The 23,394-nt window shown below is 31.0% G+C and carries 18 protein-coding genes, 2 tRNA genes and 1 pseudogene; 19 read left to right on the top strand and 2 right to left on the bottom strand.

Annotation, left to right across the window (positions count from 1 at the left end; translation table 11 throughout):
- The first annotated feature begins 44 nt into the window (after window positions 1-44).
- The 6 genes from rpsR (at window position 45) to tamB (ending at window position 7,690) form a co-directional block, all read left to right on the top strand.
- Window positions 45-272: a 30S ribosomal protein S18 gene (gene rpsR / locus M9409_RS02355; protein ID WP_250226772.1), complete on the top strand. Its 228-nt coding sequence runs from the start codon at window positions 45-47 to the stop codon at window positions 270-272.
- Window positions 273-326: 54 nt separating this feature from the next.
- The gene (gene rplI, locus M9409_RS02350; protein ID WP_250226771.1) at window positions 327-779 is read left to right on the top strand and encodes a 50S ribosomal protein L9; all 453 of its coding nucleotides are present in this window, start codon (window positions 327-329) and stop codon (window positions 777-779) included.
- Window positions 780-1,090: 311 nt separating this feature from the next.
- Entirely contained in the window at window positions 1,091-1,852 is a 762-nt protein-coding gene (gene cysQ, locus M9409_RS02345) for a 3'(2'),5'-bisphosphate nucleotidase CysQ (RefSeq protein ID WP_250227204.1), read from the top strand.
- Between the two features lie 263 nt (window positions 1,853-2,115).
- Window positions 2,116-2,289, top strand: a complete 174-nt coding sequence (locus tag M9409_RS02340; RefSeq protein ID WP_250226770.1) for a hypothetical protein — start codon at window positions 2,116-2,118, stop codon at window positions 2,287-2,289.
- 74 nt (window positions 2,290-2,363) lie between these two features.
- Window positions 2,364-3,854 carry an autotransporter assembly complex protein TamA gene (locus tag M9409_RS02335; RefSeq protein ID WP_250226769.1) on the top strand — a complete coding sequence of 497 codons (1,491 nt, stop codon included), beginning with the start codon at window positions 2,364-2,366 and terminating at the stop codon, window positions 3,852-3,854.
- Window positions 3,851-7,690 carry an autotransporter assembly complex protein TamB gene (gene tamB, locus M9409_RS02330; RefSeq protein WP_250226768.1) on the top strand — a complete coding sequence of 1,280 codons (3,840 nt, stop codon included), beginning with the start codon at window positions 3,851-3,853 and terminating at the stop codon, window positions 7,688-7,690. Before M9409_RS02335 ends, tamB begins: the two co-directional genes overlap by 4 nt.
- A 74-nt stretch (window positions 7,691-7,764) precedes the next feature.
- Here tamB and ppa read toward each other — a convergent pair whose 3' ends face one another.
- Both ppa and ispB read right to left on the bottom strand, forming a co-directional pair.
- Window positions 7,765-8,298 carry an inorganic diphosphatase gene (gene ppa, locus M9409_RS02325; protein WP_250226767.1) on the bottom strand — a complete coding sequence of 178 codons (534 nt, stop codon included), beginning with the start codon at window positions 8,296-8,298 and terminating at the stop codon, window positions 7,765-7,767.
- A gap of 239 nt (window positions 8,299-8,537) precedes the next feature.
- On the bottom strand, window positions 8,538-9,509 hold the full coding sequence (gene ispB / locus M9409_RS02320) for an octaprenyl diphosphate synthase (protein ID WP_250226766.1): 972 nt from the start codon (window positions 9,507-9,509) through the stop codon (window positions 8,538-8,540).
- 194 nt (window positions 9,510-9,703) lie between these two features.
- Here ispB and rplU point away from each other — a divergent pair, with 194 nt between their 5' ends.
- From rplU to infB, 13 genes and pseudogenes are all read left to right on the top strand, one after another.
- Complete coding sequence (rplU, locus tag M9409_RS02315) at window positions 9,704-10,030, top strand: 50S ribosomal protein L21 (protein WP_250226765.1); 327 nt, start codon at window positions 9,704-9,706, stop codon at window positions 10,028-10,030.
- Between the two features lie 16 nt (window positions 10,031-10,046).
- Window positions 10,047-10,316: a 50S ribosomal protein L27 gene (gene rpmA / locus M9409_RS02310; protein ID WP_250226764.1), complete on the top strand. Its 270-nt coding sequence runs from the start codon at window positions 10,047-10,049 to the stop codon at window positions 10,314-10,316.
- Window positions 10,317-10,658: 342 nt separating this feature from the next.
- Window positions 10,659-11,720 carry a GTPase ObgE gene (gene obgE / locus M9409_RS02305; protein WP_250226763.1) on the top strand — a complete coding sequence of 354 codons (1,062 nt, stop codon included), beginning with the start codon at window positions 10,659-10,661 and terminating at the stop codon, window positions 11,718-11,720.
- A 294-nt stretch (window positions 11,721-12,014) separates the two neighbouring features.
- Window positions 12,015-12,491: a transcription elongation factor GreA gene (gene greA, locus M9409_RS02300; RefSeq protein WP_250226762.1), complete on the top strand. Its 477-nt coding sequence runs from the start codon at window positions 12,015-12,017 to the stop codon at window positions 12,489-12,491.
- A 378-nt stretch (window positions 12,492-12,869) separates the two neighbouring features.
- On the top strand, window positions 12,870-13,496 hold the full coding sequence (rlmE, locus tag M9409_RS02295) for a 23S rRNA (uridine(2552)-2'-O)-methyltransferase RlmE (RefSeq protein ID WP_250226761.1): 627 nt from the start codon (window positions 12,870-12,872) through the stop codon (window positions 13,494-13,496).
- A gap of 63 nt (window positions 13,497-13,559) precedes the next feature.
- Window positions 13,560-15,494, top strand: coding sequence for an ATP-dependent zinc metalloprotease FtsH (gene ftsH / locus M9409_RS02290; RefSeq protein ID WP_250226760.1), 1,935 nt, complete (start codon window positions 13,560-13,562; stop codon window positions 15,492-15,494).
- A gap of 122 nt (window positions 15,495-15,616) precedes the next feature.
- Window positions 15,617-16,465 carry a dihydropteroate synthase gene (gene folP, locus M9409_RS02285; RefSeq protein ID WP_250226759.1) on the top strand — a complete coding sequence of 283 codons (849 nt, stop codon included), beginning with the start codon at window positions 15,617-15,619 and terminating at the stop codon, window positions 16,463-16,465.
- Window position 16,466: 1 nt separating this feature from the next.
- The gene (gene glmM / locus M9409_RS02280) at window positions 16,467-17,828 is read left to right on the top strand and encodes a phosphoglucosamine mutase (RefSeq protein WP_250226758.1); all 1,362 of its coding nucleotides are present in this window, start codon (window positions 16,467-16,469) and stop codon (window positions 17,826-17,828) included.
- 153 nt (window positions 17,829-17,981) lie between these two features.
- Window positions 17,982-18,266, top strand: a complete 285-nt coding sequence (gene secG / locus M9409_RS02275) for a preprotein translocase subunit SecG (protein ID WP_250226757.1) — start codon at window positions 17,982-17,984, stop codon at window positions 18,264-18,266.
- Window positions 18,267-18,415: 149 nt separating this feature from the next.
- Window positions 18,416-18,501, top strand: a tRNA-Leu gene (locus M9409_RS02270).
- 73 nt (window positions 18,502-18,574) lie between these two features.
- A tRNA-Met gene (locus tag M9409_RS02265) sits at window positions 18,575-18,648 on the top strand.
- A 516-nt stretch (window positions 18,649-19,164) separates the two neighbouring features.
- A complete protein-coding gene (nusA, locus tag M9409_RS02260; RefSeq protein ID WP_250226756.1) occupies window positions 19,165-20,679 on the top strand; it encodes a transcription termination factor NusA in 1,515 nt (504 codons plus the stop codon).
- Window positions 20,680-20,771: 92 nt separating this feature from the next.
- Window positions 20,772-23,382 (top strand): annotated as a pseudogene (infB, locus tag M9409_RS02255) (translation initiation factor IF-2).
- Window positions 23,383-23,394 lie beyond the last annotated feature (12 nt).

The following is a 23,394-nucleotide window of genomic DNA, read 5'->3' as shown; positions in this document are numbered from 1 at the left end:
TAAATTTGTACGAATTTTATGATAGAGTATGGAGTTAATTAATTATGGCACGTTTTATACGTCATCGAAAATTTTGTAGGTTTACGGCAGAAAAATGTATTTATGTTGATTATAAAGATCTTATTACAATACAGCATTCTATTATAGACAGTGGAAAAATCATTCCAAGCAGAATTACTGGAACGCGAGCAAGATATCAACGACAGCTAGCACGTGCCATTAAAAGAGCACGTTATCTTTCTTTACTACCGTATACTGATCATCATCAGTAATTGTAGTTTCTTGAGAATTAGTATAATGTTTATATATTATAAACGGAAATAACAATGAAGATTATTTTATTAAGTAATATCGATAAACTTGGAAGTATAGGATCAGAAGTTATCGTACGTTCAGGTTATGCTCGTAATTTTTTAATACCCAAATCTAAAGCAATACCATCTACAAAAAAAAATATTGAAATATTTAAAGCACAACAACTTGAGTTACAATCTAAAACTATAGCAGCGCAAACTCAAGCTGAATTTTGCGCAGAAACTATCAACAAATTAGGTAGTATTACTATTAAAGCTAAATCAGGTGTTGAAGGGAAATTATTTGGTTCTATCGGTTCTCGTGATATAGCTACTGCGATCACAGCCGCTTCTGGTTTTAATATTTCTAAATCTCAGATTAGATTACCTAACCATGATGTATTAAAAACTATTGGTACATATAATATAAATATTCATATTTATAACGATATTTTTGCCAAAATAAACGTTATTATTCTTGGTTAAATAATGAAAATTAAATAATCCATAAATAATACAATAATTTTCATTATTATTATTTAAGTCGTATAAGAAAATTCTATAAACCCTTTTCAATTATTGCAAAATAGAAATGTAAGTAAGGGATACATCTTTTTTAAGAAAATATAAACATGAAGATGTATATCTTTTATTTCAACTAATAATCATTATTATATGATTACTTAAAGTTAAGTGTTGATTTTTATAAATACATGATTAATATGTTGTGTTTTGAGCTTATCTTATGCTCGCTCAAAAAGTTAATAAGGATATATGTTATGGTTTTTTATCATAAAATGGTGGAAAAAGTAAGTTATATTGCTCGTACAGCTGGAATAGAAATTATGAGGATTTATAACGGAGGTTTAAAATTAAATGCGTGCAAGAAGTTAGATACATCTCCTATCACTAATGCTGATTTATTTTCTCATAAGGTTATTGTGTATTATTTGAAAAATTTGACGCCTAAAATTCCAATTTTATCTGAAGAAGATATTACTAGATGGAGAGAATGTAGAGATAAAAATTGTTTTTGGTTAATAGATCCTTTAGATGGAACTCAAGAGTTTTTATTACGCAATGGTGAGTTCACTGTTAATATTGCTTTCATTGAGTATGGTCAACCTATTATGGGAGTAGTATATGTTCCAGTGTACAATGTATTATATGCTGCAGACAATGGACAAGTATGGAAGATTAATGATCGAGGAGAATATATAAACATTACAGTACGTATGGTTCGTGATCCAATTATAGTGATGAGTCGTCGTAGTAGTGATTTTTCTTGCGATCGATATAAATTATATAATTATTTAAAAAAATTGAAAAACTATAAAATTGTTAACATTGGATCTTCATTTAAATTTTGTTTAATAGCAGAAGGTAGCGCTCAATTTTATCCAAGATTTTCTTGTACTAAAATTTGGGATACAGCTGCTGGACATGTAATAGCTAGAACCGCTGGCGCTGCAGTTAATGATTGGAACGGCAAGCCTTTGCACTATAAAAATATTGATCGGTCTTTTTTAAATCCTGGTTTTCAAGTTTCATCGTATTAATTGGTTTGTTGATTGTATGTATATTAATTAAATAATTAATATCAATAACTATTGTCGGCATTTAAATTTTTCAATTTATAGTATTATTTTGTCAGCATTGTCAGTAAGATACTAGTAATATACATAAAAAAGACACAATCATATTATGATTGAGTTCATACATTAATATATATATATATATATAATATAACATTGAAGTTATTTCAATAAAAACTTCAATATAGTTAATGATTCGATATATTTTTCGGGATTTTAAAAAATATATGATAATAAGGTTGTATTTAATAATATATTTTTTTATACCACTAATATGTAATAGCAGTATCAGTTTAAGAGTAGAAGGATTAGATAGTGAATTAGATTATAATGTGCGTCAGAAATTATTGAGTATACATACTAATGTAAAATATGTAGATTTAGATTTAAAAAAAAAATAGATAATGCAATTAGAACTGGACTGCGCCCATTAGGCTATTATGCGCCCACATTGATTTTTTCCCCACTTAAGTCTTTGAATGAAAATTCTGGTTTATTAGTTATTAAAGTTGAGCCTGGGATTCCAGTTATAGTAACTGAAGTAAATGTCGTTATACAAGGAGATGGTGCACAGGATGTTGATTATCAAAAAATAATAAAAGATAGCAAATCTTTTATTGGAAAAAGATTAAGTCACAAAGATTATGAACAGTTTAAAAATAAACTGTATAATTTAGCTTTATTCAAAGGATATTTTGATGCTAAGTTCCAAAATAGTCAACTTATTGTTATACCTTCTCGTTATCAAAGTGTTTGGAATATAGATTTTTATAGTGGTCAGCGTTATGTTTTTGAAAGAATTAAATTCCATGGTAATCAAATTAAGGAGGATTATTTAAAAAACATATCTAATATACGCTTGGGAGAACATTACAGTGCTGCATCCGTTATGGAATTAAATCGTCGATTTTCTTACACTAATTGGTTTGAATCAGTATCAATTTCTTCAGATTATATGCATCTTCAACAAAAAAAAAAAATAATATTAGATATTTTTCTTGATCCTTGTGCAAAAAATAATTTTGCAATCGGGTCTGGTTATACTATTGACGTGGGTCCTAGAACTAAAATTATTTGGAAAAAACCATGGATTAATGCATATGGGCATAGTTTAGAAACTAATTTTAGTTTATCTACTCCAGAACAAGTTCTTGATTTAAGTTACAAAATTCCATTATTTTCCAATCCATTAGAACAATATTATTTATTACAAGGAGGTTTGATACACGAAGATACAGATAACATTCAATCCAGTGCTGTGACTGTAAATATGGCTCGTTATTGGAATTGTTCTCACAAATGGCAACGTTCAATTAATGTGCATTGGCACTTTAATTATTGTTCTAATCGTTATATCACTAAAAATATAATATTCATTTATCCAGGGATAAGCATATCCCGTGTTCGGAAGAGAGGTGAAATAATCCCATATTGGGGAGATAGCCAGCGTTACTCAATAAATATATCTAATAATTGTTGGAAATCAGATATTAATTTTGTTGCTGTGCAAGTTCAAAATATTTGGGTGCGGACATTTTTAAAAAAACATCGTATTTTGGCTCGTGGCAATTTAAGTTGGATAGATACCAACAATTTTTCATCTATTGGTTTAATGTTTCGATTTTTTTCTAACATAGACAATGGTATTCGTGGATATAAATATAAATCTTTATATCCTTATGATAATACTAAATGTTTTAAGAGTGTCGTTGCTAAGCTCATTACTACTACGTTTGAATATCAGTATAATGTGATTAATAAGTGGTGGGGAGCTATGTTTATAGATGCAGGGGAGATTACTAATAATATCAAATGGGATAATCTTAGATCTGGTATAGGTATCGGGGCGCGTTGGCAATTACCAATAGGTCCTGTAAAATTGGATGTCGCAACCCCATTAATGCATAAAGGTAAGATAAATCGTCAGTTTTTATATTTATATGTCGGTTTGGGGCCGGATTTATGATTTGTATAAAAAAAATCTGTGTTATTTTTTTAGCATGGATGTCAATAGTATGTGGGGTTTTTGTGTTTTTATTAGGTACTAATATAGGAACATATTTGACTCTTACAGGAATTACATATTGTATTCCTGGTCTAAAATTTGATTCTGTTTCTGGTGGCTGGGGTAAATTTAATGTTACTCATGTAGTATATGAAAACTCGATAGGTATAATCAAAGTTGATGCATGTGATGTTATTTTAAATCTAAAATATATATGGAATAAACAAATATACATTAATCATCTTTTTTTGGAAGATGTTTGCATAAAAATAAAAAAAAATGACACAACAAATAAATTATATAAAAAATATGAAAGTATAAAACTAGACAATATTCTTTCTATCCCGTTTCCCATAATACTGAAGAATATAGTATTGAATAATACTCGTGTTCATTTAAATAATATTACATTGGAGCTAATAAAATTAGATACTGGTGGACTAATATTTCAAAAGAATTTGTTGACAGTTTTACCTATCAATATTAAAGGAGCAGTTCTAAATATTTCTAATGTCAAGACATTCAACATAACAACCAATGCGATAGATATATACAAGTATAGCAATCAATGGAATATAAGGTATTTATTAAAATCATTGTCTAGTAAATTATTAATGAAATTACCTTCTTTTAATCTTCCTGTCAATATAATTGTGAAGGATATAACAGGAGAGAACTTTTACATTTTTAATAATCATAATTCCTATATTATTAATAATTTTTGTTTACAAACATATTTATGTAACCAAACTATAAATATAAAATTGAACATTGAATTGCCGCATGGATATATTAATGCAATAGGTAACATAATATTCAAAGATCATTACCCAATAAATATAACTGTCAATTATATGAGGTATGATTCTAAGATCAGTAATCAGTCTATGAATATGGCAAAAAAAGGGGTGAGCAAAATAAAATTAGTTATAGCAGGAGAATTATACAATGAAATATGTTTTTATTGCGATTTTTTAGGTTTTGTTTCTACAGCTCATGTTTTATTAAAAACTAAAATAATGCAATGTGGTACACCTATCAATGTATCTGTAGTAGGTAGGAAAATACCACTTTCTTTTTTAGGATTGAATGATTATTTAATAGAAGAGATTGATGTATCTGTAAGTGGTGAAATAAGAAATTATTGTATTCAAATAATATCGCAATTAAGTAATTCTAAATTTTCATCATTAGTGAATATGGTTGTGAATGCTCAAGGAGATGTTAATAGTTGTTCTATTTCTAAACTAAGAATAACTATATCAGAAGAATATCTGGATATACAAGGAGTCGTTAATTGGGACGATACGATTAGTTGGAATAGTGTATGTGTATTAAACAAAATAAATATTTCTCAAAAGTGGTTAAAATATCCTGTCAATTTGTCAGGTAATATCAGTATGCAAGGACATGTATGTCCTAATGCTTGGGATATAATGATATCTGATTTAAATATTAGTGGGAGCATGGAAAATAATAGTATTTCATGCGTAGGTGTATTATACAATAATTCAATTGGTGTATGGAAAATACCCACATTATTGATTAAATGGGGCCCTAACGTGTTAGAAATACAAGAAGACTTAAAAAAAGATTCTACTTTTAACATTGTGTTTTCAGCTCCAGATTGCAACGTGATTGTACCTGGTCTAAATGGCAGTGTATTTGGAAAATTTAAATTATATAGTCCTGTTAAATACTCCCCTAGATTATTGTTGAGCATTGATGCGTGTTCTTTGTATTGGAGCGATAAGAACCTTAATGTTGACAAAATAATGGTACATGGTGATATTTGTTGTGATACTGTCACACAAAGCAAAATTTTTTTTCAAGCAGATCAGATAAAATGTGGAATTTTATCGTTACATCAATTAATTATGCAAGGACAAGGTAATGTTAAAGAACATTATTTGAATTTAATTGCTCACGGAGACATGTTATCTGGTCAAGTAAAACTTTGTGGAAATTTAGATCTTTTTCATAAAATTTGGCGTAGTAAAATTAATAAAACAAGCATTGTTACTCCAACAGGAACATGGAAACTAATGCAAGACATGGTTCTTACTTATCAACATTTGACTCGAAAAGTTATCTTGAATTCGCATGACTGGGAAATTATTAATTGCACAATGCCTATTTCCAGTATTTTAAAAACGAAGATATTGAATAAGATGAATGATATATTTAAAGATTTTAATGCAGTTTCTTTAAAAATTTTATTACCAGAATTAATAAACGTGGACACCGTTCGTATATGTTGTACGTGTTGTGATTGGATATTAGGAACACCATTGCCTAATGGTATCATTTCATTGTCAGTAAAGAAATGTAACTTTAAGTGTACTATTGAAGACCCGTCAAATTTTCCGATTACAATAAACAACATAACCACGAAAATCGTGTTAACACAAACTACTTTGTATTGCAAGTGGTTCATGAATATTGGACACGATGATCAAAATCATGGGTCATTTAAAATAACTAAATCAGATACTACATCTAAAGTAGTAGGTAATATATATATGGAAAATACTTCGTTACTACCTTTCTGTAATTCATTGATTTCATTAAAAGAACCTATTAATGGTTTATTAAACTTAAATATTTATTTTTACGGATATCAAAATCACCTAAAAATTTATGGTACAGCTCAATTACACAATTTTAATATCAATAAACCTGATACACCATTTTTTGTAAAAAATAGTCAACTATTTATAAAATTTTTTGGAGATCATGCTCTATTAAATGGAATAATAGATACAGATTACGGATGTAGGTTGCATGTCAATGGGAACATTACTAATTTTGATTCTATTAGTAATATACGAGCATTTTTTAAAATACGAGGTCACCAAATTAATTTTTGTATTTCTTCAGAAATAAGAATGAAAATATCTCCTGATATTACTTGTATAATTACTTCAGAAAAAATTCATATAGCAGGAAATATCGAGATTCCTTGGGCGCATATTGCAGTAAAGGAATATTCAAAAAATATAATAAATATTTCTTCAGAAGAAATTTTGCTAGATGATAATTTCCAACCTATTTTAAATAATGATAAAAATTTATTTATTTCTTTTTCTTCTAATATTAATGTGTGTCTTGGTAACGATGTTAATTTTAACGGATTGGGTCTTCGTGCGAAATTAAGGGGTAATTTAGAAATTGAATATAATAATAATCACTTAGCATTAACAGGCCATATTGATATACCTTCTGGTTTCTTTCAAGCATATGGACAAAATTTAATGATACAAAAAGGACAGTTACTATTTTCTGGGGCGATAAATCAACCATATATTGATATTGAAGCGATTTGTGATCCTTCTAGTATTAAAGAAGGGAGTATAGTTGGTACACGGATCACCGGGACTTTTAGTCAACCAAAAATAGAAATTTTATCTAATTCGTTATCTCTTTCTTCGAAAGAGATAACATCTTATTTATTGGGCGACAGTAAAAATGCAATTATTTTTAATACGGATACGAATATAGTAACATCGTTATTAATTGGTGCAAGTGTCAGGAATAGTGAAAAGTTTATTAACAAAATAGGAAAGGTATTTGGTGTTCAAGGTTTAACATTAAATACTCAAGATATTGGTACTGCACCGTTGGTTGCGTTAAGTGGATATATTGCTCCTGGTTTTCAAATTAACTATGGAATTGGTATTTTTGATTTATTGACAACGATAACGGCGCGTTATCATCTATGTTCGCAACTGTATTTAGAAGTTACGTCTGGTAGTAATCAACAAGCGATCGACTTATTATATAAATTTGATTTTTAGTTTTTTATACTTTATATTTACATGCAACCAATATTTTATAAAATGTGCGAGATCCAATATAAAGTGTAATAGAATTACATATTTTTTTTAAAACGTTCAAAAGAGTTTAAAATTTCCGTTTTAGCAGTGTTAATATCGCTCCAACCTTTTATTTTTACCCACTTTTCAGAATCTAGTTCTTTGTAATTTTTGAAAAAATGACTGATTTGATTGCGTAATAACATTGAAAAATCACTTATATTTTTAACTAATGAATATCGTTTTGATATTTTATCATGAGGAACTGCAATGATTTTAGAATCTTCTCCAGATTCATCTATCATGTTAAGCATACCTATAGGACGGCAATGTATTACACAACCTGATCGTAAAGGATATGGAGTAGGTACTAATACATCTATTGGATCTCCGTCTAGCGATAAAGTTTTATTGATATAACCATAATTACAAGGATAAAACATAGGCGTTAGTAAGAAACGATCAACAAATATTATTCCTGTTTTTTTGTTAATTTCATATTTAATTGGATCAGAATTCGCTGGAATTTCAATAATTACATATATGTCTTCTGGAATATTCTTTCCTGCTGGTACTTGATTGAAATACATTTATATTTCCTATCTGTGTAAATAATAAGGTTAAAAGTAAATCATATGTCATATATATTGTATAATCAATATGTTTATTGACATGAAATTATTATATTTTATTATTAATAACAATAAAAATATTTACATGTTTTGTAAAAAATAAGTATTTATATATGTATAAACGTCGTGATTTATGCTTTTTATATTTTATGTAGAATTTGGGTATTGTATATATTTATGATTTTACAGATAAAAATCTAATATATTCTTTGGATTATATAAGCTGCTAAACTTGCTAATGCTTGTCGATAAGGGGAAGGAGGTAAAATATCAAGACAAGAAATAGCTTTATTAACCTCTGTTTCAGCGCATTGTCGAGTGTATTCTAATGATCCATGTTGATGCATTGTATCTAAAATTATATTTAATAAGTGACGTGTGTTACCTTGTTTAACAGCTTGAACTATAACTGATGCTTGTTTTGAGGTGCTATGATGAATAGCATGTAGAAGAGGAAGAGTCAGTTTTCCTTCATTTAAATCATTTCCGATATTTTTTCCAAATACTGTTTCTGATCCAGAATAATCTAATAAATCATCAACTAGTTGAAAAGCAATGCCCATATATCGTCCATAATTACGTAATGCTTCTTCTTGACAAGCATTAGCATCTGCTAAAATAGCAGATGACTGAGAAGCCACTTCAAATAAACGAGCAGTTTTACTATAAATAATTTTCATGTAACTATCGATGGTAATAGTTGGGTCATTGCAATGTGTTAATTGTAATATTTCACCTTCTGCAATTATATTAACAGCATTTGCCATCAAAGATAGTATCTTCAGAGATTCTAGTTCAATCATCATTTGAAAGGCTCGTGTATATATAAAATCCCCTACTAATACACTAGCAGCATTACCGAAAATTATATTAGTAGTTGTTCTGCCGCGCCTCATGTGTGATTTATCTACTACGTCATCATGCAGCAAAGTAGCAGTATGAATAAACTCTATTAATGTAGCAATAGTAATATGCTGTGTTTTTTTATAATGTAATGCCCTTGCAGTCAGCAAGGTGATCATAGGTCTAATTCGTTTTCCTCCGCTATTCATAATATATTGAACAAGTTTGTTAATTAAAGTAATTTCAGATGCTAATCGTGTGTGAATTTCTGAATTCACATCTTCCATATCTTGTTCAGTTAGCTTGGAAATTTGATCAATATTCATTAATATTATTATAACTATAAAATGTTGATGTATCTATATGTTACTTATGTATGCAAGTCGATTTGTATTAAGTTAAACTATATTTGTGAGTGTGCAGTAAATTTTATTATTGTGTTGAGAAACATTTTTTTTTAATGTATAAGAATACGTATGGGAATAATATCAGATTATAAACAAGAGATGGATTATTATTTATGTATGCAGTCTTCCAAACTGGCGGCAAACAGTATCGTGTTGTTGAAGGCCAATTAATTCATATAGAACAGATTGGTATTGACATTGGTAATCAAGTTGAATTTAATCAAATATTGCTTATTGAATGTGATGATTACCTGCAAATAGGGAGTCCTTTTGTAAAAAATGGACAAATTATAGCAGAAATTGTAGCTCACAGTCTTAATCAGAAGATAAAGATTATTAAATTTAGACGTCGTAAACATTTTCGTAAATTTCAAGGACATCGTCAATGTTTCACAACAATAAAAATAATAAGCATAAGCAATTGCAATCCAAATCATTAAGAAATAGGGAATAAAAATGGCACATAAAAAAGCTGGAGGTTCTACTCGTAATGGTCGAGATTCACGTAGTAAACGTTTAGGAGTTAAATGTTTTGGAGGTGAATCTGTATCGTCAGGTACTATTATTGTGCGCCAACGTGGTAATAGGTTTCATCCAGGAAAGTATGTAGGTTGCGGGAGAGATTATACTCTTTTTGCTTTAAAATCTGGGAAAGTTTTATTCGAGCAAAAAGGAGCATTGCGTCGAAAATTTATTAGTATCGTTCCTACATTATTAAAAACGTAATGTAGTTAATGTTACTTAACAATTAAATTCTTATTTTTAAAAATATAGGTAAGATCCTGATGAGACGGCACTGATATAATTACAGTAATGATCATACTAGTATCGTAAACATGAAGTATGTGCTGTTTAATGGGACATCAAATCATTTGAAAACATTTCATGTGTTTATACAGATTTACAGAGTAAAATAATTATACATTTTGATAGCGGTAAAAGTAAAAAATACTGAAAACGTTATTTTAATAACATTAATGGGTTCTATTATTGTGAATTTACATCACTTATTAAGTGATAAAATTTTTGTATACCACAAATATAGACGATATGTTAGGGATATATTGTATGAAGTTTGTCGATATGACAAATATTACGGTTATTGCTGGTAATGGAGGAAATGGGTGTATTAGTTTCCAAAAATCAGGAAGAAGAGCTTCGTTTTTGAAGAAACCTAATGGTAGTAATGGAGGAAGTGGCGGAGATGTTTGGTTATTAGCAGATCCTAATATTAATACTTTAAATTATTTTCATTATAATCGTGTTTTTAGAGCTGGACATGGACAAAGTGGCCGTAGTCGTGGTTGTACTGGTAAAAGAGGTAAAGATTTTATTGTAAAAGTCCCGTGGGGGACTAGAGTGAGTTGTAAAAAAACAAACAAATTGTTGGGATACATGGGTATTCACCAAAAACAGTTAATGGTGGCTAAAGGAGGGCTCCGTGGCGTGGGAAATGGACATATTAAATCTTCTGTGGTGAGTCATAAGAAAATTTGTAATACATATGGGTCAACAGGAGAATCCCAACATTTGCTATTAGAACTGCTTCTAATAGCAAATGTTGGGATGTTTGGATTACCCAATTCTGGAAAATCTAGTTTTATTCGTATAATATCATCAGCTAAACCAAAAGTGGCAAATTATCCATTTACTACATTAATACCTTATTTAGGTGTGGTACAAATTAATAACTACAATAGATTTGTTATTGCGGATATTCCTGGTATTATTAAAGGTGCTTCTCATGGATTAGGATTAGGAATGCGGTTTTTGAAGCATCTAGAACACTGTCAAATGTTATTACATTTTGTTGATATTGCACCTTCGGATGATTCCGATCCATTAGAAAATATTATTACTATTAAGAATGAGTTAAGCAATTACAATAAAAGTTTAATTAATAAACCTTGTTGGTTGATATTTAATAAAATAGATTTGTTGGAACGGTACGTGGCGGAAAGAAGGATTCATCATATTATTAGTTCCTTAAAATGGAAAGAGCGCTACTACTCCATATCTTCTATGTATAATACAAATGTATTATCGTTATGCAATAATATTATGAGGTTTATTGTCCATCATACTCAAAGTCAAGAATCAACTCTTATACGTACAGAAGACGATGAGTAGGAACTAAGATTAATTAATTTTATTTTAAAACAAAATACATAATGTACCACCTAAGTTTAAAAAAAATTTTAATATCATGCATGGTATCGTAATTTGTGATGTTTTATAGAACATATACCACCTCGAAAATAGTAGATGTATATTAAGAGAGATGTTGTTAATTAAATTTCAAAGAAATTAAGTACATAACAATTTTTATTTTTTAAAGATACAAATATATAATGTTTAAAATTGATCATGATTTTCTGTGTAACTTGGTTGTTTAAACATATGCAATATGGATAAAGGTGCAACATGAAGCGTATACCAATGACTTTACGTGGATCTGAAAAGTTGAGAGAAGAACTGGATTATTTAAAAAATGTTCGTCGCCCAGAAATTATACAAAATATTTCTCAAGCGCGGGAGCATGGAGACTTAAAAGAAAATGCTGAGTATCATGCTGCTAGAGAACAACAAGGATTTTGTGAGGGTCGTATTCAAGAAATAGAGTCTAAACTTGCTTCTGCGCATATCATAGATGTTGCTAAACTCTCTACTGGCGACAGAGTAGTTTTTGGAGCGACAGTTGGTGTTGAAAATTTAGAGACAACATATAGACAAACGTATAGTATTGTGGGGGATGATGAAGCGAATCTGAAAGAACGTATGATTTCTATCCATTCTCCCATTGCTAGAGGGTTAATTGGACATAAAGAAGGAGATATTGTTCGAATTAATACTCCACAAGGGCAAGTAAGATATAAAATATTTCAAGTTAAATATTGTTAAACATATTTTTTGTTTTAGTGTAATTAAATAAAATTTTATAAAATGATGATTTTGCAACCAAAAAATAAAATTTTATTTGCATCGTTATATTAATTAATATTTTAGAATAAATATGTGATGCCATTAATGTTATTAATAATGAATTTGTATTTGTATTTTCGTTTGTTTTAAATTTTTATTGTTTAAAATTGAATATGTTTTATGTATATATGCTATTTTTTGTATTGGAAAATATATAAAAATTGAATGCATACAAAAATTTATTTATTCATGTGTGATTTTTATTTTTTGTTTAAGTAGGATTGAAAGAAACATAAGTTATCGCCATTTCATCAATATTGTTTGTTGATTCAGAAAGTATTTGAGAAGTCGCCTGATATGGTAAATAGTAAACGTTGTATGCGTTCTTCAGGATGGTTAAAAAAACATTTCAAAGATCAGTATACGAAAGAAGCACAAAGACAAAAATTGAGATCACGGGCTTGGTTTAAGCTTGATGCAATAAATCGCATGGACGCATTGTTTGATGTTGGTATGACGGTAATAGATTTGGGATCAGCGCCTGGTGGTTGGGCGCTTTATGTAAAAAATAAAATAGGAAAGACGGGACGTATTGTAGCATGCGACAGATTGTCTATGCGTAATATTTCTGGAGTGGATTTTTTGAAAGGAGATTGTTCTGATCCTAATGTTTTCAAAATATTATGCACATGGGTAGGACAGAAAAAGGTTAATGTGGTTTTGTCTGATATGTCTCCTAATACCACTGGTATATCAACAATCGATGTAAGTCGGTCCATATATCTTGGGTATTTGGCATTAAATATATGTCGTAACACTTTAATGTATAAAGGAACTTTTTTAGTGAAAGTTTTTCAGGGAAAAGATTTAGATAAATACTTGTGTGATGTGCGTTCCTTATTTAACATAGTAAGGATTCGTAAACCAGATTCCTCTAGATCTCATTCTCGTGAGGTTTATATTGTAGCGAAAGAACGTAAGTAAACATAATTTATATGTAGATATATTAAAATTATTTAATTTTTGTTGTAATGCGAGGTTAATCTTTTGAGTGACATGGCGAAAAATCTGGGTATCTGGTTAGTCATTGCAGTAGTCTTGATGTCTTTATTCCAGAATTTTGGGCCTAGCGACTCCAGTAGTCGCAAATTAGATTATTCCACTTTTATGCATGATTTAAACCAAGATCAAGTGCAAGAAGCCCGCATTAATGGTCGTGAAATTGTAGTCATTAAAAAAGATAGTAATCGTTATACCACTTATATTCCAGTAAATGATCCGAAATTACTTGACATTCTTTTAACTAAAAAAGTTAAAGTTGTTGGCGAGCCTCCAGAGGAACCTAGTTTAATTACATCTATTTTTATATCCTGGTTTCCGATGCTATTATTAATTGGGGTTTGGGTTTTCTTTATGCGGCAAATGCAAGGAGGCGGAAAGGGAGCTATGTCTTTTGGTAAAAGTAAAGCACGTATGTTAACTGAAGATCAAATAAAAACTACTTTTGCAGATGTGGCGGGATGTGATGAAGCCAAAGAAGAAGTAAAGGAATTGGTAGATTATTTGCGTGAGCCTGAAAGATTTCAAAAACTAGGAGGAAAAATTCCAAAAGGAGTATTAATGGTAGGACCGCCTGGCACTGGGAAAACATTATTAGCTAAAGCTATTGCGGGAGAGGCAAAAGTTCCATTTTTTACTATTTCGGGTTCTGATTTTGTAGAGATGTTTGTTGGTGTTGGAGCGTCTCGCGTTCGGGATATGTTTGAACAAGCTAAGAAAGCTGCTCCATGTATTATTTTTATCGATGAAATTGATGCAGTAGGTCGTCAAAGGGGAGCGGGATTAGGAGGGGGGCATGATGAACGTGAACAAACTTTAAATCAGATGTTAGTAGAAATGGATGGATTTGAAGGAAAAGAAGGTATCATTGTCATAGCTGCTACTAATCGTCCAGATGTGTTGGATCCAGCTTTATTGAGACCAGGACGATTCGATCGTCAAGTAGTCGTAGGATTACCAGATATTAGGGGACGAGAGCAAATATTAAAAGTACACATCATTCATGTACCGTTATCGTCAGATGTAGATATATTAGTAATTGCTCGAGGTACACCAGGATTCTCAGGAGCGGATTTAGCTAATCTTGTGAATGAAGCGGCATTATTTGCTGCTCGTGATAATAAACATATGGTATCGATGGTGGAGTTTGAAAAAGCTAAAGATAAAATTGTGATGGGAGCGGAGCGTCGTTCCATGGTGATGACAGAAGCTCAAAAAGAATCTACAGCTTATCATGAAGCTGGTCATGCTATAATTGGTAGATTAGTTCCGGAACATGATCCAGTTCATAAAGTCACTATAATTCCTAGGGGCCGCGCTTTAGGCGTAACGTTTTTTTTACCAGAAGGCGATGCAATTAGTACAAGTCGACAGAAATTAGAAAGTCAAATTTCTACATTGTACGGGGGTAGACTTGCCGAAGAAATAATTTATGGTCCTCATAGAGTATCTACTGGCGCTTCTAATGACATTAAAGTAGCTACTTCTATCGCTCGGAATATGGTAACTCAATGGGGTTTCTCTGAAAAACTTGGTCCGTTATTATATGCGGAAGAAGAAGGAGAAATATTTCTTGGGCGTTCAGTGGCTAAAGCAAAGCATATGTCTGATGAAACTGCTCGTATTATTGATCAGGAAATTAAATTTCTGATTGAAAGAAATTATATACGTGCTCGTAAACTCTTAACAGAAAATGTGGATATTCTACATTCTATGAAAGATGCTTTAATAAAATACGAGACAATTAATGCATCTCAGATAAATGACTTGATGGATCGAAAATCAATTAAGCCTCCATCTGGATGGGAAAACAATGTATCTGATATTAGCGATAGCCAGAACACTTGTGTTTCTTCCATAAAAGATCCAAAATCAGTAGACAGCGAATCCTACAATGATAATCCTGATGCAGCATCACAATAATATGTGATAATTTCGTATAAAAATACAACATTAATTATCAGTTGTAAATAGTTTTATGTTTTTATATAAATCAAACAACCTAAATTCATTGTAGATAATGCTTGAAGATGTCCTGTAAATCTATGACTTCGATTACAAATAAACGTATTTTAGATTTTTCTAAAATTCAAATTATGGGGATTTTAAATGTTTCCCCTGATTCCTTCTTCGACGGAGGTGACTATTGTGTCCTTCCTAAAGCAATTGATCGTGTGTTTAATATGATTACTGATGGCGCCACCTGCATTGATGTTGGCGGAGAATCGACACGTCCTGGATCCGATGTTGTCAGTGATGAAGAAGAAGCAGATCGTGTTATACCTGTAGTACGTGCTATAGCAGAGCGTTTTGATACTTATATTTCAATAAATACATCATCAGCATTGATAATACGCGAGAGCGCGGCTATCGGTGCACATCTGATTAATGACGTACGTTCTCTTACTGCTGAAGGAGCGATGCAAGCTGCGTTATATTGTAAACTTCCAGTGTGTTTAGTGCATATGCAAGGAGAGCCTAAAACTATGCAAAATTCTCCCATATACTCTAACGTTACACGTGTAGTAAACGAGTATTTCGTTCAACAAATCACTCGTTTTGAATCGGAGGGTATCAGTAGAAATAAATTATTGCTTGATCCTGGTTTTGGTTTTGGAAAAAGTTTATTACATAATTATCAACTATTAGCTAATTTAAAATATTTTCACCATTTTGGTTTACCTTTGTTAGTAGGTATATCACGTAAATCGATGCTTAGTCTTAGTTCTAATTCATATCATCCTAAACAAAGATTAATAGGTAGCATTGCTTGCGCAGTGATTGCAGCTATACAAGGTGTACAAATTATTCGCGTGCATGATGTTAAGGAAACAGCAGAAGCATTAAAAGTGGTTCAAATGATGTTGCAAGAACAAAACAAGGACAAAAATTAATATGAATCGCCGCAAATATTTTGGTACTGATGGGATTAGAGGTAGAGTGGGGAGCATACCGATTACTCCAGATTTCATTCTGAAGCTTGGGTGGGCAGCAGGAAAAGTATTAAGCAGATGTAGTGGTGGTAAGTCTAATTATATTATTATTGGAAAAGATACTCGTATTTCTGGGTATATGTTAGAATCGGCATTAGAATCAGGATTGGCTGCTGCTGGTTTATCAGCGGCATTGACTGGCCCTATGCCTACTCCAGCTATTGCATATTTAACTCGTGCTTTTAGAGCTGAAGCTGGTATTGTAATTTCTGCTTCGCATAATCCTTTTTATGATAATGGTATTAAATTTTTTTCTATTAAGGGTACTAAATTAGATGATGAAGTAGAGCAATCTATAGAAATGGAATTAGATAAATGTTTAACGTGTGTTGATCCAAAAGATTTAGGAAAAGCTAGTCGCATTGTTGATGCAGCTGGTCGTTATATAGAATTTTGTAAAGGAACATTCCCTACTCATCTTAGTTTAAGAAAATTAAAAATAATTGTAGATTGTGCTAATGGAGCTACTTACCATATTGCTCCTAGTGTATTTCGTGAGTTAGGTGCTAATGTGGTTACTATTGCATGTCGTCCAAACGGAGTAAATATTAATAGAGAATGTGGCACTACAGATATTCGGCAATTACGCTCTCATGTTTTATCAAAAAAAGCAGATTTGGGCATTGCTTATGATGGAGATGGAGACAGGGTTATTATGGTTGATCATTTTGGAAATAAAGTAGACGGAGATCAAATGCTGTACATTATAGCTCGGGAAAAATTACATTGCAAGCAATTAACAGGTGGTATAGTGGGAACCCTTATGAGTAATATGGGGCTTGTATTGGCGTTAAAACAGTTAAATATTCCTTTTATACGTTCTAATGTTGGTGATCGCTGTGTACTTGCAATGTTAAAAAAAAAGGGTTGGAATATTGGCGGTGAAAATTCTGGACATATTGTACTTTTAGATAAAACTACCACGGGAGATGGTATTATTGTTGCTCTTCAAATATTATCTGCAATGGTAAATAATTGTGTCAGTTTACACGAGTTATGCAACGATGTGTCTTTATTGCCTCAAATTTTAGTTAATGTACATTGTTCTGGCATTAAAAGTCCTTTAGAATCTGATGTGGTTAAAAAAGAAACTAAAGCAGTGGAACAGGAATTATCTGAACATGGACGTGTGTTATTACGTCAGTCTGGTACCGAACCATATATTCGTATTATGGTGGAAGGAAAATGTTACAGTAAAATATTATATTTAGCCAATAGGATTGCTTCTGTAATCAGATCGGAAATAAAATTAATACAACAGTAATTTACTTCAAATATTATATATATTGCTTAATTATAATATGAGGGATATTATACGCTTTATTGTATATCAAAAGAAATATTGGACTACTATTAGTAGTCGTCGGTGGTACTATTTTTTAAATAATAAAATGTTTATATAAGGTGACATAATATTATGTATCAATCTTTTTTGGTCATATTTTTAATTATAGCAATTGCTTTAATCACATTGATTATGTTGCAGCAAAATAGAAGTAATGATTCAGGAGGAATGTTTAGTAGTCGTTCGTTAGGAAATATGTTAGGGTCAGGGGGTATTAACGATGGTATCACGTGTTTAATAGTAATTTTAGCTATATTATTTTTTTTACTTAGTTTATTGTTAGGAAATATGAATAGTAAACAGAATCAAAGATATATTCAAAACAATATACAAAATAATCAAATGAAAGACCGATAAGATTTTTGATTTTTAAAAAAATATTTAATAACAAATAAATTTAAATATATTTTGTATAATAAGAAACATAAAGATATATGTGATTAGTAATTCATATATAAATTTTAAGTATACTATGTAATAATGTACTTATTAAATAGTTATTAATAACCGAGGTGGTGGAATTGGTAGACACGCTGCTTTGAGGTGGTAGTTCTCTTATTTGAGATTACGGGTTCAAGTCCCGTCCTCGGTATTATTTCGGTGATATAAATGATTTGCTTTTTGGGAGTTATATAGTATACAATTCCTAATTGTCTTAATACAGGCGCGGGGTGGAGCAGTATGGTAGCTCGTCGGGCTCATAACCCGAAGGTCGTTGGTTCAAATCCGACCCCCGCAACCGCATCATTAATCAGATTAATTTATCTATATATAAATAAATTGCGAAAGAAATAATACAATAATGTTATATATGATAAAATGGACCCTGTGTTTTGATTTAAGAATAATAAAAAATAAATTGATATTAATTGTCATAAATAATATCAATTTATTAAGTTAGTTATAGTGAACATTAATATTTAGAGAATCTGGATTGATTTATTTTTATGTTGATGACATACTGATCAAATCAAGTATGATCGCTGGTGTTTTTTATGAACATTTCTTAAGATTTGTTAATTTCATAATATCAAATAGAATTCTGTTATATGTTACAAGGTTGGAGCGATATGAATGGGATAACTTAATTAATTTATGTTAATTAAGTCGTAGTTTTGTGATTGAAATTAATAAGTTATAACAATATCGTAACTTTCAATGAAAGGTAGGTGGGGGATTATTTTTTTTGGATGTACTTTATGTAATAAAGTACACATATTTATTTAAGAAAATAGTAGAATTTTGAGAAACTGGGATGAATAAAGAGATCTTGGCTGTTATAGAATCAGTTTCTAATGAAAAAGCTGTACCTCAAGAAAAAATTTTTGAAGCATTAGAAACAGCATTAGTTGCCGCTACAAAAAAAAAATATGAACAGGATATTGAAGTCCGTGTTGTAATTGATCGTAAATCAGGTCAGATTAATACATTTAGGAGATGGGTTGTGGTAGAACAAGTAACTCAACCTACCAAAGAAATTACATTAGATGCAGCTCGATTTGAGAACCCAGAAGTTCAAATTTGTGATTATATTGAAGATATAATTGAATCTATTAGTTTCGATCGTATTACAACTCAAACTGCAAAACAAGTGATTGTTCAAAAGGTACGTGAAGCTGAGCGTGCAATTATTATAGAACAGTTTTTAACTCGTCAGGGTGATATTGTTACAGGTATAGTAAAGAAAATTAATAGAGATAGCATAAATGTAGATTTAGGAAATAATGCCGAAGGAATTATTAATAGAGAAGAAATGCTACCTCGTGAAAATTTTAGATTGGGGGATAGAGTTCGTGGTATTCTTTATTTAGTGCGACCAGATTTTAAGGGTCCTCAATTACTGATAAGTCGTACTAGGACTGAAATGTTAATTGAATTGTTTCGTATTGAAGTACCTGAAATTGGAGAAGAATTAATCACAATTAAAGCCGCAGCTCGAGATCCTGGTTCACGGTCAAAAATTGCTGTTAAAACAAATGATAAGCGCATTGATCCAGTAGGAGCATGCGTAGGTATGAGAGGAGCACGTGTTCAAGCCGTATCTAGTGAGTTAGGAGGGGAACGTGTAGATGTAATATTATGGGATGACAATCCTGTTCAATTTGTTATTAACGCCATGTCTCCTGCTGATGTTGCATCTATTGTGATAGATGAAGATAAACATACAATGGATATTTCAGTAGAAGAATCTAATTTACCTCAAGCTATTGGAAGGAACGGACAAAATATTCGTTTAGTATCTCAATTAAGTGGTTGGGAACTTAATATTATGACTATAGATGAGTTGGAAAAAAAGCGTCAAGTTGAAATATGTGCTGTTACCAATGTTTTTGTTCATACTTTGAATATCAATGAGCAATTTGCTAAAATTTTGATCGATTCAGGGTTTTCTTCTCTTGAAGAATTGGCTTATGTACCTATGACAGAATTATTATCAATAAAAGAATTTGATAGAAAAACAGTAGAAATCATTAGGGATCGTGCCAAAAATGCTTTAAAGAATTTTTCTGCGACTCATAATGAAAAAGATATGAAAGAAAATAATCATGCTGCTGTTATTAATCCTGTGACAGGGTTATTGAGACTGCCTAATATTGAATACAAATTAGCATTAACATTGGTTGAACGTGGTATTTCTACATTAGAAAAGTTAGCTGAACAAGATATTTCGGATCTTTCCGGTATTGAGGGATTAACTATAGAAAAAATTGGAGAATTAATTATGGAAGCTCGCAATATTTGTTGGTTTAATGATGATAACAAGTATTAATATTATTGTAGTAATAATAATTAAAGAAAGCCATAATAGATACTACCATATCAGTGTTTTCTGTAGACATTAAAATTCCAGAAAATCAATTAATAAAATGGTTTTCATATATTAGTATTTTTAAAACAAAATGGGTGTTCTAACTCAAAAGAAAAAGAAATTTTATTGAAGCATATGAATGATAATAAAAGCGATGTGTCTAACAAATTGATACTACAACGAAAAACACGTAGTATTTTAAGTGTTTCTAGCGTTGGTGGTAAAAATAAACAAGTACAAATAGAGATACGAAAGAAACTAACATATGTACAATCTACTTTACAAGAGACAGAATGTATTGATGCAAAAGACAAAATGGTTTTGGATGTTAATCGTGAAGTATCTTGTTTAACTGTAAAGAATAAATTGGTAAACAAAAAAATAAGTAATACTCTTAGTTCATTGTCATTAACACAAACTTCTAAAAAAAATCATCGTTGTTCTGAATCAACAGCACACAAAGAAAAAGTTATAGGAAAAGTGTCTCGTAAAGTCATTAAAGAAAGGTCTTTACAATTATCAGATGAAACGCAGTCTTCTAAAAACAAAACCAAAAATTGTTGGGATATTGAATTAAATGCCAATGTAATTCGTTCTAACTTAGAAGGTAGTCATAATAATAGTAAATTATATTGTATGCCTGAAATGGTGGAAAAAAACAATAATGAAAAATTAGAAAATGAAAGAAGAAATCGTTCTCGAGTACGTACGCGATATCGGAGTGGGGGGAAGTTAATTAAGCAACATAAAAGGAGTAATAATTATCGTTTATATAAAGCAACATCCGATGCGTTAGGTATAGAAGAAGAATTATATATCCCCAATCGTGTCAGTAAAAGTAAAAGAAAGCAAAGCGCATTAGTACAAGTGTTCAATAAACCTGTTCAAACGATTACTCGTAATATTATTATTGGGAAAACTATAAGCGTAGCTGAATTGGCTAATAAGATGTCCATAAAAAGCTCACATGTTATTAGAGTGATGATGCAATTGGGTATTGTAGCAACTATCAATCAAATTATTGATCAAGATACTGCTCAACTGGTGGCGGAAGAAATGGGTCATAATGTTGTTCTACGTCGTGAAAACGAACTAGAAGAGTTGATCATGAATGATCGTGGTATTGATGATGTGACAGATTGTGGCACTACGATTGAAAATAGAGCACCAATAGTTACTATTATGGGGCATGTTGATCATGGAAAAACATCCCTTCTTGATAGAATTCGTTCTACTAAAATAGCGTCTTCTGAAGTAGGAGGTATTACTCAAAGTATAGGTGCATATCATGTTAAAACTGATAACGGTATGATTACTTTTCTTGATACTCCAGGACATGCAGCATTTACTGCTATGCGTGCTCGTGGAGTTCAGATGACGGATATTGTTGTGTTAGTAATAGCTGCTGATGATGGAGTGATGCCTCAAACTATTGAAGCAATACAGCATATTAAAGCTGCAAATATTCCTGTAGTAGTAGCAATAAATAAGATTGATAAATCAGAAGCCAACCCTGAACGGATAAAAAATGATCTTAATGGTCATGGTCTTATTCCAGAAGAATGGGGTGGTGATACACAGTTTATATATGTTTCTGCTGCTTCAGGAGATGGAATAGATAATTTATTAGATGCTATTTTATTGCAATCAGACATGTTGGAATTAAAAGTTTCACATCGCGGTATGGCAAGAGCCATAGTTATTGAATCTCTTTTGGATAAAGGACGTGGTCCAGTAGTCTCTGTTCTGGTTCGTGAAGGTACACTAAAATGTGGCGATATAATTTTGTGTGGAACAAAATATGGACGTGTTCGTGCTATGCGTAACGAATGTGGTCATGAGATTACTTCGGCTGGGCCATCAGTTCCGGTTGAATTACTGGGTTTGTCAGGATCACCTGCTTCTGGAGAGAATGTAATTGTTGTTCGTGACGAAAAAAAAGCTCGAGAGGTAGCTTTGTATCGTCAAGGAAAGTATCGTGAAATAAAATTAGCTCGTCAAAAAGAACTTAATATAGACAATATATTTGATAATCTCAAGAATACTAGTACGGCTTCTGAATTAAATTTAATCGTCAAATCTGACACGCGAGGTTCTTCTGAAGCTATTCGTGAATCTGTAGAAAATTTATCAACTAGTGATGTAACAGTAAAAATTTTGTATTCATCTATTGGTGGTATTACTGAAACTGATGTCGCATTAGCAGCAGCTTCTAATGCAGTTGTTTTAGGATTTAATGTTAGAGCAGATCCTGCTGCTCGGCGTATAATTGAATTAGATCGGTTAGATGTGCGTTATTATTCAGTAATTTATGATTTGATAAATGAAGTAAAAAAAGCGGTGAATGGTATGCTAATGCCACAATATAAAGATGAAATTATTGGTTTAGCAAAAGTACAAAATGTATTTTGTTCTCCAAAATATGGAAACGTTGCTGGTTGTATAGTTATTGAAGGCATGATAAAACGTCATAAAAAAATTAGAGTTATACGAGATAATATAGTAGTGTATGAAGGTGAATTGGAGTCGCTGCGTCGTTTTAAAGATGATGTTAATGAAGTACGTAGTGGAATAGAATGTGGTATTGGTTTAAAAAATTATAAGAATATTCATTCTGGAGATATGATTGAAGTATTTGATATGATAAAACTGTCTCATGTATAATCCGATGGTTAG

This window comes from Blochmannia endosymbiont of Camponotus sp. C-046 (assembly GCF_023585865.1).
Taxonomy (GTDB): Bacteria; Pseudomonadota; Gammaproteobacteria; order Enterobacterales; family Enterobacteriaceae; genus Blochmanniella.
Note: the sequence above shows the minus strand (reverse complement) of the source record. Positions and strands in the feature narration are given on the sequence as shown.

What these genes read in the sequence shown, in the direction of transcription:
- secG (WP_250226757.1), top strand. Translation starts at nt 17,982, where the DNA reads ATGTATCAATCTTTTTTGGTCATATTTTTAATTATAGCAATTGCTTTA.
- rplU (WP_250226765.1), top strand. Translation starts at nt 9,704, where the DNA reads ATGTATGCAGTCTTCCAAACTGGCGGCAAACAGTATCGTGTTGTTGAA.
- glmM (WP_250226758.1), top strand. Translation starts at nt 16,467, where the DNA reads ATGAATCGCCGCAAATATTTTGGTACTGATGGGATTAGAGGTAGAGTG.
- rplI (WP_250226771.1), top strand. Translation starts at nt 327, where the DNA reads ATGAAGATTATTTTATTAAGTAATATCGATAAACTTGGAAGTATAGGA.
- obgE (WP_250226763.1), top strand. Translation starts at nt 10,659, where the DNA reads ATGAAGTTTGTCGATATGACAAATATTACGGTTATTGCTGGTAATGGA.
- cysQ (WP_250227204.1), top strand. Translation starts at nt 1,091, where the DNA reads ATGGTGGAAAAAGTAAGTTATATTGCTCGTACAGCTGGAATAGAAATT.
- rpmA (WP_250226764.1), top strand. Translation starts at nt 10,047, where the DNA reads ATGGCACATAAAAAAGCTGGAGGTTCTACTCGTAATGGTCGAGATTCA.
- ppa (WP_250226767.1), bottom strand. Translation starts at nt 8,298, where the DNA reads ATGTATTTCAATCAAGTACCAGCAGGAAAGAATATTCCAGAAGACATA.
- nusA (WP_250226756.1), top strand. Translation starts at nt 19,165, where the DNA reads ATGAATAAAGAGATCTTGGCTGTTATAGAATCAGTTTCTAATGAAAAA.
- M9409_RS02340 (WP_250226770.1), top strand. Translation starts at nt 2,116, where the DNA reads ATGATAATAAGGTTGTATTTAATAATATATTTTTTTATACCACTAATA.
- rpsR (WP_250226772.1), top strand. Translation starts at nt 45, where the DNA reads ATGGCACGTTTTATACGTCATCGAAAATTTTGTAGGTTTACGGCAGAA.
- rlmE (WP_250226761.1), top strand. Translation starts at nt 12,870, where the DNA reads ATGGTAAATAGTAAACGTTGTATGCGTTCTTCAGGATGGTTAAAAAAA.
- ispB (WP_250226766.1), bottom strand. Translation starts at nt 9,509, where the DNA reads ATGAATATTGATCAAATTTCCAAGCTAACTGAACAAGATATGGAAGAT.
- greA (WP_250226762.1), top strand. Translation starts at nt 12,015, where the DNA reads ATGAAGCGTATACCAATGACTTTACGTGGATCTGAAAAGTTGAGAGAA.
- folP (WP_250226759.1), top strand. Translation starts at nt 15,617, where the DNA reads ATGACTTCGATTACAAATAAACGTATTTTAGATTTTTCTAAAATTCAA.
- tamB (WP_250226768.1), top strand. Translation starts at nt 3,851, where the DNA reads ATGATTTGTATAAAAAAAATCTGTGTTATTTTTTTAGCATGGATGTCA.